Origin of the sequence: Levilactobacillus huananensis, from assembly GCF_003946145.1 — a bacterium.
Taxonomy (GTDB): domain Bacteria; phylum Bacillota; class Bacilli; order Lactobacillales; family Lactobacillaceae; genus Levilactobacillus; species Levilactobacillus huananensis.
In genome coordinates this window covers 1-14,660 of the sequence record NZ_RHOC01000007.1, presented here as the reverse complement: position 1 = coordinate 14,660, position 14,660 = coordinate 1, and the positions used below count along the sequence as shown (strand labels likewise).

Here is a 14,660-nt window from a genome sequence, read left to right as displayed (position 1 = left end):
GATAGATTGAGAAGGGCGGAATTAGGATGAAGGCTAGGTCATTAATTACATTAGGAGCCGTTGCCACACTCGCTGCAGTTTCATTAGCAGGTTGTGGGAACTCCTCGAGCAGTGCCAGTCAGGCCAAGGATCAAACCTTAACTTGGATGGAAAGTTCTACTTTACCCACCATGGATAACTCACTAGCAACCGATGTGGTATCCGGTGAAACACTTAACAACACTGGTGAGGGTCTACTGAAGTTTGGAAAAAACAGTAGCACGCATCCTGGTGTCGCTAAGAGTTATAGCAAGTCCAAGGATGGCAAGACGTATACGTTCAATCTCCGGAAGTCTAATTGGAGTAACGGGGACAAGGTTACCGCCAAAGATTTCGTGTATGGGTGGCAACGCACCGTAAACCCTAAGACGGGGTCACAATACGCCTACTTATATGCGGATGTCGCGAATGCCAACGCCATTATGAAGGGCAAGAAGGCGGTCTCTACCTTAGGAATTAAGGCTGAAGGGGATTACAAGGTCAAGGTTACCTTAACGCATCCCGTGAGCTACTTTCCAACGTTGGTTGCTCAGACCGCGTTCTTCCCGCAAAACCAAAGCGTCGTTGAAAAGTACGGTAAGAAGTACGCCACGACTGCTGCGGATAACGTCTACAACGGACCATTTACGCTGAGCTACTGGACGGGAACTTCCGATAACTGGACCCTTTCAAAGAACAGCAAGTACTGGAACGCTAAGCATGTGAAGTTACATAAGATTAAGTTCAGCGCGGTTAAGGACCCGCAGACGGCACTGAGCCAATACCAGAGTGGGAAGCTTGATGCCATCTACTTGAGTGGTCAACAACCAAAGAACTACAAGCATGATAAGGAATACCATGCTCGGAACAGTTCGCGAGTTTCTTACATCGAACTGAATCAACGCAAGGATAGCATGATGCAAAACGTCAAGGCACGTCAGGCATTGTCACTTGTCCTCAATCGTAGTCAATTCGTCAACAAGGTCCTAGATGATGGGTCAAAGGTGGCTACTGGTATCGTTACGAGTGGTTTGGCTATCCGCAATGGCAAGGACTTCGCCCAACAAGGCACGATTCCAGCCGCTACGGAACACAACGTTGCCAAGGCCCAGAAGTTGTGGAAGGAAGCTTTGAAGGAAACTGGTCGTAAGAGTTATGACCTGACCTTAACAGCGGATGACACGCCTGTCGGGAAGAGCACGACTGAATATGTTCAGAGTCAATGGTCGAAGCTCTCTGGGCTGAAGGTCACGAATGCCAACATTCCTTACAAGACACGTTTGTCACGTTCCGCTTCTGGGGACTTCCAAGCCGTTGTCACGCTTTGGGGTGCTGACTTCCCAGACCCAATCACTGACCTGTCTCTGTTCACATCCAACAACACTTACAACGATGGTCGTTGGAAGAACAGTCAATATGACAAGTTGATCAGCGACGCTACCACAACCAATGCGAACAAGCCTGCCGCTCGTTGGCAGAACTTGGTTGATGCCCAGAAGATTCTTTTGAAGGATCAAGGGATCATTCCAGTCGCTCAAAGTGGCAAGCCACAATTGGTCAAGTCTAACGTCAAGGGTGTTATCTACTTCCCAGTAAGTTCTAACTGGGACTTCAGTAGAGCCTACATTAGCAAGTAAAAATTAAACAAGGAAAGGTGGGAATCAGCCGCAATGCTGGTTCTCACCTTTTTAGTTCTCAGGATAATCAAGTGGAAGGAGCGAAACAGCCGACACCAGGTCGACCGATTGGATTAAATACTTAATCTACAATAGGAAGAAACTGATGAAAGCGTTACCGAAAAGTTATCCAAATATGAGAGAAATATGTAATTTAATTTTAATTTGCCATTTCAAGTCCCCATTAAACCAGCGTTTTCAAGTAATTAGTTAAATTAAATTAATATTCGGCATTGATTTTAATCGTATTCTAATATACAATTGGAAACATCAAATTTGAGGCTATCAATTTATCTCACAACTACACATAAAGGGGTTGGATTTATGAAAGTCAAATCAGCAGTCAAACTGGGGACGGTGGCTACTTTCGCCGCAGTAATCCTTGCGGCCTGTGGGTCATCGTCGAACAGTTCAAGTGAAGCAAGTAAACAAACGTTAAACTGGATGGAAGCATCTGCTTTACCATCTATGGATTCCGCCACCGCCACCGACGTCGTTTCGGGCGAGACACTTAACAACACTGGTGAGGGTCTGCTACGGTTCGGCAAGAACAGTAGCGTTCATCCTGGGGTTGCCAAGAGTTACAAGGTTTCTAAAGACGGCAAAACCTACACCTTCAATTTACGTAAGTCTAACTGGAGCAACGGGGACAAAGTTACCGCAAAAGATTTCGTTTATGCCTGGCAACGCACTGTGAACCCGAAGACAGCTTCGCAATATGCCTACATGTATGCCCCTGTTAAAAACGCTAATGAAATCATGACCAGCAAGAAACCTGTTTCTAGCTTAGGCGTTAAAGCTGTTGGTGATTACAAAGTGGTTGTGACCTTGACGCAAGCAACGGATTACTTCCCATCCTTAGCTGCCAGTCCAATGTTCTTCCCACAAAACAAGACCGTCGTTCAGAAGTACGGGAAAAAGTACGCCACGAATGCTCAGAACAACGTCTACAATGGGCCGTTCAAGTTAACCTACTGGACTGGAACGTCAGATAACTGGACGTTAAGTAAAAACAGTAAGTACTGGAATGCAAAGAATGTTAAACTAAAGAAGATTAACTTCAAGACGATGAAGGATCCACAAACCTCTTTGAGTCAATACCAAAGTGGAAAACTGGATGCCACTTACTTGAGTGGTCAACAACCGAAGAACTACAAGAACGACAAGCAATACGTTGAACGGAAGGGGGCTTCAACGTTCTACATTGAATTGAACCAACGGAAAGACACCATGATGAAGAACAAGAAGGCCCGTCAAGCCTTATCGTTGGCTATCAACCGGAAACAATTTGTGGACAAGGTTTTAGCTGATGGATCTTCACAAGCTAAAGGGTTGGTCTCAACTGGATTGATGTCTTACAAGGGTAAGGACTTCAACACCGCTTCAGCCGTTCCAGAAGCCACTTCCCAAGACTTGACTAAAGCCAAAAAGCTTTGGAAAGAGGCTTTGAAGGAAACCGGTCGTTCAAGTTATGACTTAACCTTAACGGCTGACGATACGCCAGCTGCTAAGAACACCTTGGAATTCGTTCAAAGCCAGTGGTCGAAGTTGGACAACATCAAGGTTACCAACCAAAGTCTGCCATTCAAGACACGGTTGAGCCGTTCTGAAAACGGTCAGTTCCAAGCCGTTGTTTCTGGCTGGGGTGCCGATTATCCTGATGCTATTTCCTTCCTGGAAATGTTCACCAAGACCAACTCCTACAATCGTGGGAAATGGGTCAACGCTTCATACGACAAGGATATTGCCGCTGCTGATGGCAAAGATGCCAACAATGAAGCTGCACGTTGGACCGATTTGGTTGACGCTCAGAAGACGTTATTGAAGGACCAAGGGGTTATCCCGTTGTACCAACAAGGGAGATCACAACTGGTTAAGTCTAACGTCAAGGGTGTTATCTACTTCCCAACCGGCGCTAACTGGGACTTCAGTAAAGCCTACATTGCCAAATAATTTCATTTAAATTAGTCATTACGTTATAGAACCAATCGTGATAGTTTCATCGGGGAGTAAGGATTAACGAGACTGTTAGTCCTTACTTTTCGATATTTAGCAATTATTTATCGTCTTGTTGTTTTCAACTAATTCTTGTTAAGCTTAACAACTTAACGGTAACGAATAAGTCTACTGATTGAGAGGTAAACAAATGGCAAAGTACCTAGCAAAGCGGATCTTTTATCTGATCCTGACCTTATTCATCGTTATTACCGTCACATTCTTCCTGATGAAGTTGTTACCAGGGACCCCCCTGACCAACCAAGCCAAGCTCTCACAGAGCCAAATTGCCTTAATCTACAAGCAATACGGTTTGGATAAGCCAGAATGGCAGCAATACCTGCTTTACTTAGCAGGGGCTGTCAAAGGAGACTTTGGAACGTCCTTCCAATTCAGCGATCAACCCGTATCCTACCTACTTTCTAGTCGGATCGGACCATCCTTACAGATTGGGCTGCAGGCTATGGTTGTTGGGGTTGTTCTAGGAATCTTGGTCGGGGCCATCGGAGCTATGCGGCAAAACACTTGGGTTGATACGACCACTACGGTTGTATCAATTCTGGGAATTTCAATTCCTTCCTTCGTCCTTGCAGTCTTACTCCAATACTACTTGGGGTTAAAGGCTCAGCTCTTCCCAATCGCCGAATGGGGTGGCTTCATCTACACGGTGCTCCCAACACTGGCGTTAGGCGCGACACCGTTGGCCGAATCGGCGCGGTTCGTTCGAACGGAAATGGTTGACGTTCTCAGCTCCGATTACATTGAGCTGGCAAAAGCCAAAGGGCTCAGCCGGATGGGGGTTATCTACCACCATGCCTTACGAAACAGTCTGATTCCGCTAATTACCATTGTGGGGCCTTTAGCGGTTAACATCATGACCGGGTCCATGGTTGTGGAAAATATCTTCTCTATCCCGGGGATTGGGGAACAATTCGTCAAGTCAGTCTTGACCAATGACTACCCAACCATCATGGGCTTAACCATTATCTATTCATTCATGCTGTGTGTCGTTCTGTTGTTCACCGATATCCTTTATGGCATCGTTGATCCACGGATTCGACTCACGGGGAAAGCTAACTAGGAGGTAAATAAATGGCAGATACAGCAAAACTTCCAGCAGATAGCTTCAAGCCAATGTCGGCCGACGATCGGGCTGCGTTAGATAGCGAAAAGATTGCAGCACCTTCGTTGACATTTATGCAAGATGCTTGGCGTCGACTCAAGAAGAACAAGGGTGCGTGGGTATCCTTGATTCTCTTGGCGCTGATCTTCATTTTGGCTTTTGGCTCAGCCATCGCCTCACCACACGATCCTAACCAAGTTCATCCAGAGTATGCCAACTTGCCATCCAAGATTCCTGGCATCGGCATTAATGGTTTTAATGGAACGCTGGTTCAAGCCGGTCAACGGATCGACGCATACAAGCAGGCCGGAGCAACTGGTGCTCACTACTTGATGGGGACCGACTACTTGGGTCGTGACTTGCTCTCCCGGGTACTCTATGGGACACGGATTTCTCTGATTATTGCCTTAGTGGCAACGTTGTTTGACCTGACCATCGGGGTGACCTACGGGATCTTCTCCGGTTGGAAAGGTGGCCGTGTGGATACCTTCATGCAACGGGTCATTGAAATTATCCTGTCCATTCCTAACCTGGTGGTTATCGTCTTGTTAATCCTGATTTTAAAGCCAGGGATGCTGTCGATTATCATCGCGATTGCGTTGACATCGTGGACCAACATGGCCCGACTCGTTCGAGCGCAAACGTTAGAGATTAAGGAACAAGAATATATTTTGGCGGCACGGACCTTGGGGGAAAGCTCCTTAAAGATTGCCTTCAAGCATCTGTTGCCAAATCTCTCGAGTGTCATTATCATCAACACGATGTTCACTATTCCAAGTGCCATCTTCTTCGAAGCAACCTTGTCCTACATTGGGATCGGGATTTCTTCGCCACAGGCCTCCCTCGGGACCCTGTTGAACGATGGGCAGAAGAACTTCCAGTTCTTGCCTTACCAGATGTGGTGGCCAGCCTTGGTCCTATGTATCATCATGTTAGCCTTTAACCTTCTGGGTGACGGGTTACGAGATGCATTCGACCCACGGACGAAAGAGTAGGTGAAATAACGTCATGGATAACGAAAACAACATTTTAGAGGTTCGTAACTTACAAGTGAACTTTAAGACCTATGCCGGTGACGTTAAGGCTATTCGTAACGTGAGCTTTGATTTACGGAAAGGGGAAACTCTCGCTATCGTGGGGGAATCCGGTTCCGGTAAGTCCGTTACAACGCGGACGATCATGGGCTTGAATGCCAGCAACGCCGACATTGTCAGTGGTAGCATCATGTATAAGGGCCAAGACTTACTCAAAAAAAGTGAGCAGGAAATGGAAGGTATTCGAGGACAAGATATTGCCGAAATCTTCCAAGACCCGATGACCTCACTTGACCCAACCATGAAGATTGGTCGGCAGATCGCCGAACCCCTCATGGTTCACAAGGGCATGAAAAAGGATAAAGCCTGGGCACAAGCCCTGGAAATGATGAAGCTGGTTGGGATTACGGATGCCGAAAGCCGAATCAATGACTATCCTCATCAATTCTCTGGTGGGATGCGGCAACGGATCGTGATTGCCATTGCCTTAATCAATTACCCGGAGGTTCTGATTGCCGACGAACCCACGACTGCTTTGGACGTGACGATTCAGGCTCAGATTCTGAACTTGATGAAGGAATTGCAAGACAAAATTTCGACGTCAATCATCTTCATCACCCATGACCTTGGGGTTGTGGCGGGGATGGCTGATCGCGTGGCTGTCATGTACGCGGGTAAAATTGTGGAGTATGGGACCGTGGATGAAATCTTCTACAATCCCAAGCACCCCTATACGTGGGGCTTGCTGAGCTCCATGCCAACATTGGATTCCAGTGGTGATGAGCTGCCTTCTATTCCAGGAACGCCACCTGACTTATTGGATCCACCAACTGGGGATGCCTTTGCGGCTCGTAATGCGTATGCATTAAAGATCGACACGGAGCAGGAACCACCATTCTTCAAGGTTTCTGACACCCACTATGCTGCAACCTGGTTGCTCCATCCGGATGCACCTCAAGTCACGCCACCCGCTCAGATTGTGGAACGGCAAAAGAAGTACGCGAAGATGCAACAAGCCTTGGCCCAAGCACAGCAGACGACCGGGCCAGTTGAAGAAGAGGAGGAACAGCAATAATGGACTATGAAAATGCCGAAAAAATCCTCGAGGTCAAGCACCTCAAGCAGTACTTCAACGTCGGTAAGTCCGATGAAGTTCATGCGGTCGATGACATTTCTTTCGATATCTACAAAGGGGAAACCTTTGGACTTGTTGGGGAATCCGGTTCCGGTAAGACCACGACCGGTCGCGCCATCATCCACTTGTACGAACCCACTTCCGGTGAAATTTTATTTGATGGTAAGAACGTTGACTCCTTTACCAGTAAGCAAGAACGTCGTGACTTCCGTCAAGAGATGCAGATGATCTTCCAAGATCCCTATGCGTCTCTGAATCCGCGGATGAAAGTTAAGGATATCGTCGCCGAGGGGATTGATATTAACAATCTTGCCAAGGACGATGATGACCGGACAAAGCAGGTCGAGGACCTGTTGGAAACGGTCGGGTTGAACAAGGACCATTCTAGTCGTTACCCTCATGAATTCTCTGGTGGGCAACGGCAACGGATCGGGATCGCCCGGGCCTTAGCTGTGAAACCAAAGTTCGTCATTGCCGATGAACCGATCTCCGCTTTGGATGTGTCGATTCAGGCGCAAGTGGTTAACTTGATGAAGAAACTCCAACGTGAACAAGGCTTAACATACCTGTTTATCGCCCATGACTTATCCATGGTGAAGTACATTTCCGATCGAATTGGTGTGATGCACTATGGCCGAATGTTAGAGATCGCCGATTCCGACGAAATCTACGCTCACCCATTGCATGACTACACCAAGAGTCTCTTGTCAGCGGTTCCCGTACCGGACCCTGAGTTCGAGCGGGCCCGCCAAGAGATTGCTTACGATGGGGACCAAGAAAATGATGGCAAAGAACGTCACTTGGTTGAAATCGCACCACGTCACTGGGTCCGTGCGGCCGATGATGAGATTGATATGTATACCCAACGGGCACATGAGGCGTCGTTGATTCATGATTAAAAAATAGCGTGTCCTAACAATGCAAGAACACCAAGGGTTGCGACGCTTGTCGCAGTCCCTTGGTGTTTTTGTGTGAACCGAATGTTTTTACTGACGTACTGACTCCGGTACAATGAAGGCAGTAGAAAAATGAGGAGGACTTTCCATGACAGACTATTCGGAAAAATTGCGTTTGCGATCGGGCGTGACGTTACAGAATCGACTGATGATGTCGCCGATGACGACTCGTCAGAGTTTTTTTGATGGCCAGATTACACGTGATGAAATCGCCTATTACCAGGAACGGTCACAAGGACTGGGGGCGGTGATTACTGGGGCTGCCAACGTTCAAGCAGGTGGCAAAGGCTGGCCTGGTGAATTGAGCGTGGCTAGTGATGACATGATTCCGCGGCTCCATGAGTTGGCCAAGGCTATCCAGGGTCAAGGTGCCAAAGCTATCCTACAGATCTTTCATGCCGGTCGAATGACATCTCGGGCAACTTTATCTGGGGAACAACCCGTCTCGGCCAGTGCGGTTGCTGCCGAACGGCCAGGGGCGGAGACACCGCGAGAGCTGACGGATGTTGAAATCAAAGGCATTATTCGTGACTTTGGTGAGGCGACGAAGCGAGCCATCGTGGCTGGTTTTGATGGGGTTGAGCTTCATGGTGCCAATACCTACCTGCTCCAGCAGTTCTTCTCACCGCATTCCAACCGACGGACCGACGATTGGGGTGGCGATCGTACACACCGGGCGACCTTTATTCGCCGCGTGATTGAGAGTACCTTTGCGGCAGTCAAAGAGACGGCGGAACGGCCTTTCATCGTCGGTTATCGTCTCTCTCCAGAAGAATTCGAAACGCCAGGGATTCGGTTCGATGATACCCTGTATCTTCTGACACAGCTTCAGCAGTTTCCATTGGACTATATTCACGTTTCTCTTGGCAATTATGATCGGGTTGCCAGAGGAACCGACTATCAGGACAAATCGATGATGGCCTACATGTATGAGGCTCTAGATGGTCAAATCCCATTGGTTGGTGTCGGCGGGGTTCGCACGCGACAGGATGTCTCTAATGTGCTCCAAGAGGCCGATCTAGTTGCGGTGGGACAACAGCTCCTGTTTGACCCGAAGTGGGCGGTTAAGCTCGCCCTACACCAAGACAAGCAGATGATAACGGCTGACTTCGGCAGTCTGGTCATGACCGGGCAGTTTACGTTGCCATTGCGGGATTTTTTGGAACGTCGATATAACAAATAAGAATACACGATATTATGTTAATTATTTAGAGTGGTTTGCCACGTCATAAAAATAGCCTCATTCCATTTGATTGGAATGAGGCTATTTCAGTTATTCTGAATAACACGATTAAAGTCAGTGATTCTGGCCGTAGGCGGTCAGGATCAAGTCAGTTTAGAACTAAGCGATGGGTCCTTCAGTATTGTTGTAGTTATCGACGCGGTATTTGCCATCGGTAACAGTCAGCTTGGTAATGCTGCCATTCTCCACGGGAACGGAGACATCGACGTCGGAGAACTTGGAAACAATGCTCCGGATGGTCGTACTGTGGGTGGCGATCAGGACGCGGTCACCGTCACTCGCATTGGCTACGACGTGATCCAGACCGGGTTGCACCCGGGCCCAGAATTCTTGGTTATCTTCGGCATCGCCGTATGGATCGTTGGCTTTGAAGAGGTCTTTGGTCTTTTCGATGGTGAGGGTGGCAATCATTTTGTTAAAGTCATCGAGGCCTGAAGGACTGCCCAACGTGTGCCAGGTGAAGCTGGTGTCGAGGCCTTCGAAGAAACCAAAGTTTTCTTCCCGAAAGGCTGGCATGATGGTTGGCTGATCGAGGGCGCTGACATTACGCGTCAGGATCTCCTTGGCCGTGTTGCTAGCACGGGTGGTATCACTAGCGTAGGCCGCCGTGAAAGGCACCTTAGCTAGTCGTTTGCCGGCGGTCTGGGCATCCGCGATACCCTTTTTTGTGAGTGGGGAGTCGGACCATCCTTGGATGCGGTTGTACTTGTTCAGATAGGTTTGGCCGTGACGGACCAAATAGATTTCAACTGTCGCCATGTCATCTCTCCTTTAAGCTTAATATCTTTTATTTTAGCAGTTCTAGTTGAGAATGCCTAGTTCGCGCCGAATTTCACGAGCCGTCTCGGGATTACTGGTGAAGATGATTCGGTCGTTAAATTTCAAGGTTGTTGCTCCGGTTGGCCGAACAAAATGACCATTTCTGAAAATCTGACTGATGGTGATGTTCCCGACGAATGGCAAACTGCGGATAGCCTGGTTGGTGTACCGACGGTTGCGTAAGGCCACTTCGTAAACGGCCGAAGTGGAAGACGTCAACAGACGTAGCGTCGTTGGGGTTTCGATCAGGCTTCGTAGCATCGCAATGTTGACGTTTGGCGTGTTGTAGACTTCGATACCCAGGTCTTTGAGTTCGTCTTCTCGTTCATCGAGGACGTTGCGATCCTCGAAACGGACGATGACGCGGTTGACCCCATAGGTTTTAGCGGATTTGGCCAGCTCATAATTTTTGGTGGCATTGAGGTGGCCTAGGACCACGATATCGGCATCGAAGACGCCTTGATCCTCAACGTACTGGGTCTCAAGCGAATCCAATAGGTGAACGTTGACCTCGGAGTTGTAGGTCTTGAAGTTTGTTTCCTTGTTGGTATACATGGTGATGTCGTAGCGATCTTGAGTTAACTGCTGAGCCACGGGAACAGTAAGCAGGTTGGTTCCGATGAAGTGAACCGTAGACTTCTTCAGGTCTTCAGCTTCGGCGGTGTAGCCAGTGTTAAACAACAGCGGTCCCAAGACACAGGTCAGGATAGCAGCCAATAGAAAGGCTCCCGACTGTTGGGTGGTGACAACCTTCATGGTTTTTGCCACCTGTAAGACGGCCAGGACCATTGTGATGGTGGCACTGTTGATCGCCATTCCAGCAAAGGCATTGCCCCGCTTGAAGCGCAATCGCAGGCAGAAGTAGACGCCTGCTTTGGCCAAGAGGTAGGCCGCAAAGAAGGCAGGAATCAACAGGAGCGTAGCTGGTGAAGCCAGTAACGTCCGTAGGTTCAGGCCAACACCACTCATCATGAAGAAGATCGGAATGAAGAAGCCATAGCCGATCCCGTCCAAACGGGTCCGAGTGTCTTCTTGTGGCTGTAGGAGTTTCATCACAATCCCAGCCACGAAGGCCCCGAGAATTCCCTCGGCCCCCACGGATTCGGCAATGACAACCATACTGAAGATCAGGAAGAAGGCCAGACGAATATCCAATTGGGTGGTGGACTTGTTAATGCTCTCAAAGAAGCTAAAGAATGGCTTGAATCGCCGGAAAAGAACGCCAGCAGCCAGGAAGACCAATAAGAGCAGCCACAGAGATTTTCCACTCTTGCCAAAGATTGAGGCATAGATGGTCAGGGCAAACAAAGGGATGATTTCCCCTAAGGCCGCAATCAACAGGACGGTTTGACCAAAGGGCTTGCTGAGGAGTTCCTTTTCCTTGAGTGTTGCGATAACGATACCGAGAGAAATCGTCATGAAGATAATAGCCGCAAGCCAAGGATCCTTGAACAGCCCGGTCCAACGACAAATGAAGCCAAGCAATAGGGCACTGACGGCGATTGCCGCGTAGCTACTGATGGCAATGAAGACCGGTGAGTACTTAGGCGCGCTACCGGCTACCTTGGCTGCCAGTGGGGTTTGCGGGCGCTTCCGTCGGTTGAAGAGACTGAAATCAATCTCCATCCCACTCAGAAACATCAGGAAGATGACCCCGGTGTTCGATAGTAAGTTTAGGGTTGAATTCGCATGGACGACATTTAGAATGCTGGGCCCCAGTAAGATACCGACGAGAATTTCAACGACGGCCGTTGGCAGGACAGTGAGTTTGAACTTCGCCATCACTAACGGGGTAACTAACGCAGCAGTTAAAATAATTAATAGAGAAACTTGATCCATTGTTTCACCTCCGAAAATATCCCCTCAAGTATACCAAAGATAGGGGAAACTAACTGACTTAAAGCAATCACATTCCTTTCTTTATAAGGGGAAGACGTGTAGAATGGTAAGTCGAATTATTAAGCGTTTCACATACAGTTTGTCCGGTTAATTCGAGGAGGGATTGGCTTGCCAGATTCAATTAAGGCCCAAGAGCAGAAGCATTTAGACGCAGTCATTGCGAAGATTAAGGTCGCAGAGACTGCCGCCAAGAAACGGATTGATTCCGCGGAGGGTGATGAAGCCGGTATCCGGAAAAACTTCGTCAATGACTTGCGAATCAAGACCGACAGTTATGAAGGATTATTGGAAACGGCGCTGTCCGTGCGGCAACAACAACAGTTACTAGCGGAACGTCAGAATAGTTGGCAACATGCGACGACGGAACTTAGTACTCTGAAACGGTTGGAACAGAAATCTTACTTCGCCCGAATCGATTTCCAAGAAGGCCCGACCGCTAAACCCGAAACCATTTATATTGGACTGGGGTCATTCTCAGATACCCCAGATCACTTCCTGATATACGACTGGCGGGCACCGATCTCCAGTATTTACTATGATGGGGAACTGGGAAACGTTAGCTATCAGACACCTGATGGTGAACAGACCGTGGACGTCCAGTTAAAACGACAATTTCAGATTGAGGATGGCACGATCGTCACGCTCTATGATACGGACCAAACCGTGACCGACCAGATGTTGTTGTCGGCCTTGAGTGAGCACTCCGATACCAAGATGAAGAGTATCGTGACGACGATTCAAAAGGAACAAAACCGGATTATCCGGGATACGCATTCTGACCTCCTGTTTGTTCAGGGGGCCGCGGGTTCCGGAAAGACGGCGGCGATCCTTCAACGGGTGGCTTACCTGTTATACCGGTACCGGGGACACTTGAATGCCGGACAGGTGATGCTCTTTTCACCCAACCAACTTTTTAATGACTATATTGACCAGGTGTTACCTGAACTCGGGGAACATAACATGGTCCAAATGACCTACTACCAGTACGCTGGTCGGCGGTTGCCTAAGATTGAAGTTGAGACCTTGGCACAGCGCTTTGGTGAGGTCAACACGCTAGCACAGAAACGCATCAGTCGCTTGAAGGGAAGCTTGACCTTCTTTGACGCCGTGACCAACTATGCCGATCACTTGGAGGGCCGTGATATGGTCTTCCGGAACATCAAGTTCAAAGACAAGGTGTTCATTGACAAGGAGAAGATTGAAGAGATTTACTATGGCTTTAACCGTAACTATCACCTGGCCAATCGACTACAGGCGACCAAGGAAGCTCTCATCCGGATTCTGAATCGCCGGATTTCCAGTGAGATGCGGACTAAGTGGGTGGAAGAAACGATTGAGGATCTCGACCGTGAACAGCTGAACGCACTCTATGGGGATGACCCACGGGAGTTCGAATCTGCCGATAAAGAATTCCAATTCTTAGCACGTAAAGTGGTCATGAAGGCTTTTGATCCGATTCGTAAGGCTATCGTGCGGGCTCGGTTCCTGAGTATCAATAATCAATATGTGCACATGCTACGCGATATGCCGAACCGCATCGACCTCAATGAATTTAACATCACGGCCGCCGACTGGCAGTCCAGTGTGGATGAGACCATTGCGAAGTTGAAGGAACGGCATATGCAGCTGGTCGATACCACGCCTTACTTGTATCTCTACGATAAGATGACGGGTAAGGAAGGCGAGCGAAACATGCGTTATGTTTTCTTGGATGAAATTCAAGACTACAACGCCTTCCAATTAGCTTTCCTGAAGTTCAGTTTTCCACGAGCGCGCTTCACAATGTTGGGAGACCTGAACCAGGCGATCTTCACCAAGGAAAATAGTCGGACGCTCTTACAGGAACTGAGCACCATGTTTGACCCAGATAAGACCAAGGTTGTGCAATTAACACAGTCGTATCGGTCAACACAACAGGTGACGGACTTTACCAAGCATATCCTGAAAAACGGAGAAGCTGTGACAGCTTTTGACCGTGAAGGTGAGTTGCCAACGGTAACCGTAGCGAGTGACGAGGCTGACGGAATTGCCAAGGTGATTGCTCAGGTCCAACGCAATAATGCCGAGGATGAGACCACGGCCATTATTGGGAAGGATCTCGAAGATTGTCGCCGATTAAGTGAGGAACTCAAGGCTCAAGACGTGGCGGTGACGCTGATTCAATCCGAAAATCAACGATTGGCACCGGGCGTTATTGTGGTCCCATCGTTCCTGGCTAAGGGACTCGAATTCGATGCGGTTATCGTTTGGCAGGCATCGGCAAGTCGTTATGCGGCCGAGGATGAACGGCAATTACTCTACACGATCTGTTCACGAGCGATGCACCGGCTCAGCCTGATTGCAGTGGTAGAACCATCGCCATTGTTGGCTGGAATTCCAGAAGATGAATACGAAACGATTTAAAGACCCAGAGAGTGGGACATAAGGCGGTTAGCTCACGTTAAGCGCAACAAACTGCCTTGTGGCGCACGTTTCGACACTATAATAGCAAAAAATAAAATCAGTTTTCTCAGAAGAAAATCCTTCTGAAAAAACTGATTTTTGAGTTAATAGGTTAAATACAACCACAAGTTTTACTTGTGGGGGTGAAAATGGCTTTAGCCCAGAACACCCTTTCGATATACTATTTAGCGGCTACCAACCAAAAAAATAGTTTCGAAAGGGTGTTTTGCATGTCTAAGAAGTGGTCAAGTCCAAAATGTTGGTGTAAATTAAATTCCGCGAATTTATCATTTCACAAGCTTAAGCATACCGGCTTCTTC

General features: G+C 48.3%; 10 protein-coding genes. 8 read left to right on the top strand and 2 right to left on the bottom strand.

What is annotated here, in order from left to right:
- Positions 1–26 precede the first annotated feature (26 nt).
- The 7 genes from EKM71_RS06810 (at position 27) to EKM71_RS06780 (ending at position 9,120) form a co-directional block, all read left to right on the top strand.
- Positions 27–1,655 (top strand): peptide ABC transporter substrate-binding protein, encoded by a 1,629-nt coding sequence (locus tag EKM71_RS06810; protein ID WP_125573867.1) that lies wholly within the window; start codon positions 27–29, stop codon positions 1,653–1,655.
- A 363-nt stretch (positions 1,656–2,018) separates the two neighbouring features.
- On the top strand, positions 2,019–3,647 hold the full coding sequence (locus tag EKM71_RS06805) for a peptide ABC transporter substrate-binding protein (protein WP_125573866.1): 1,629 nt from the start codon (positions 2,019–2,021) through the stop codon (positions 3,645–3,647).
- Positions 3,648–3,840: 193 nt separating this feature from the next.
- Entirely contained in the window at positions 3,841–4,770 is a 930-nt protein-coding gene (gene opp3b, locus EKM71_RS06800; RefSeq protein ID WP_125546968.1) for an oligopeptide ABC transporter permease, read from the top strand.
- Positions 4,771–4,781: 11 nt separating this feature from the next.
- Positions 4,782–5,807 (top strand): ABC transporter permease, encoded by a 1,026-nt coding sequence (locus EKM71_RS06795; RefSeq protein WP_125573865.1) that lies wholly within the window; start codon positions 4,782–4,784, stop codon positions 5,805–5,807.
- 13 nt (positions 5,808–5,820) lie between these two features.
- Positions 5,821–6,921 (top strand): ABC transporter ATP-binding protein, encoded by a 1,101-nt coding sequence (locus tag EKM71_RS06790; RefSeq protein WP_125573864.1) that lies wholly within the window; start codon positions 5,821–5,823, stop codon positions 6,919–6,921.
- Positions 6,921–7,880 carry an ABC transporter ATP-binding protein gene (locus EKM71_RS06785; RefSeq protein ID WP_125573863.1) on the top strand — a complete coding sequence of 320 codons (960 nt, stop codon included), beginning with the start codon at positions 6,921–6,923 and terminating at the stop codon, positions 7,878–7,880. Before EKM71_RS06790 ends, EKM71_RS06785 begins: the two co-directional genes overlap by 1 nt.
- 145 nt (positions 7,881–8,025) lie before the next feature.
- Positions 8,026–9,120, top strand: coding sequence for an NADH-dependent flavin oxidoreductase (locus EKM71_RS06780; protein ID WP_125573862.1), 1,095 nt, complete (start codon positions 8,026–8,028; stop codon positions 9,118–9,120).
- A 159-nt stretch (positions 9,121–9,279) separates the two neighbouring features.
- On the opposite strand, the gene EKM71_RS06775 is transcribed toward EKM71_RS06780, so the two are convergent.
- Complete coding sequence (locus EKM71_RS06775) at positions 9,280–9,939, bottom strand: histidine phosphatase family protein (protein WP_125573861.1); 660 nt, start codon at positions 9,937–9,939, stop codon at positions 9,280–9,282.
- A 42-nt stretch (positions 9,940–9,981) separates the two neighbouring features.
- Positions 9,982–11,838, bottom strand: coding sequence for a cation:proton antiporter family protein (locus EKM71_RS06770; RefSeq protein ID WP_125573860.1), 1,857 nt, complete (start codon positions 11,836–11,838; stop codon positions 9,982–9,984).
- Positions 11,839–12,006: 168 nt separating this feature from the next.
- Between EKM71_RS06770 and helD the strand changes: the two genes are divergently transcribed.
- Entirely contained in the window at positions 12,007–14,301 is a 2,295-nt protein-coding gene (helD, locus tag EKM71_RS06765; protein WP_125573859.1) for an RNA polymerase recycling motor HelD, read from the top strand.
- Positions 14,302–14,660: the final 359 nt, after the last annotated feature.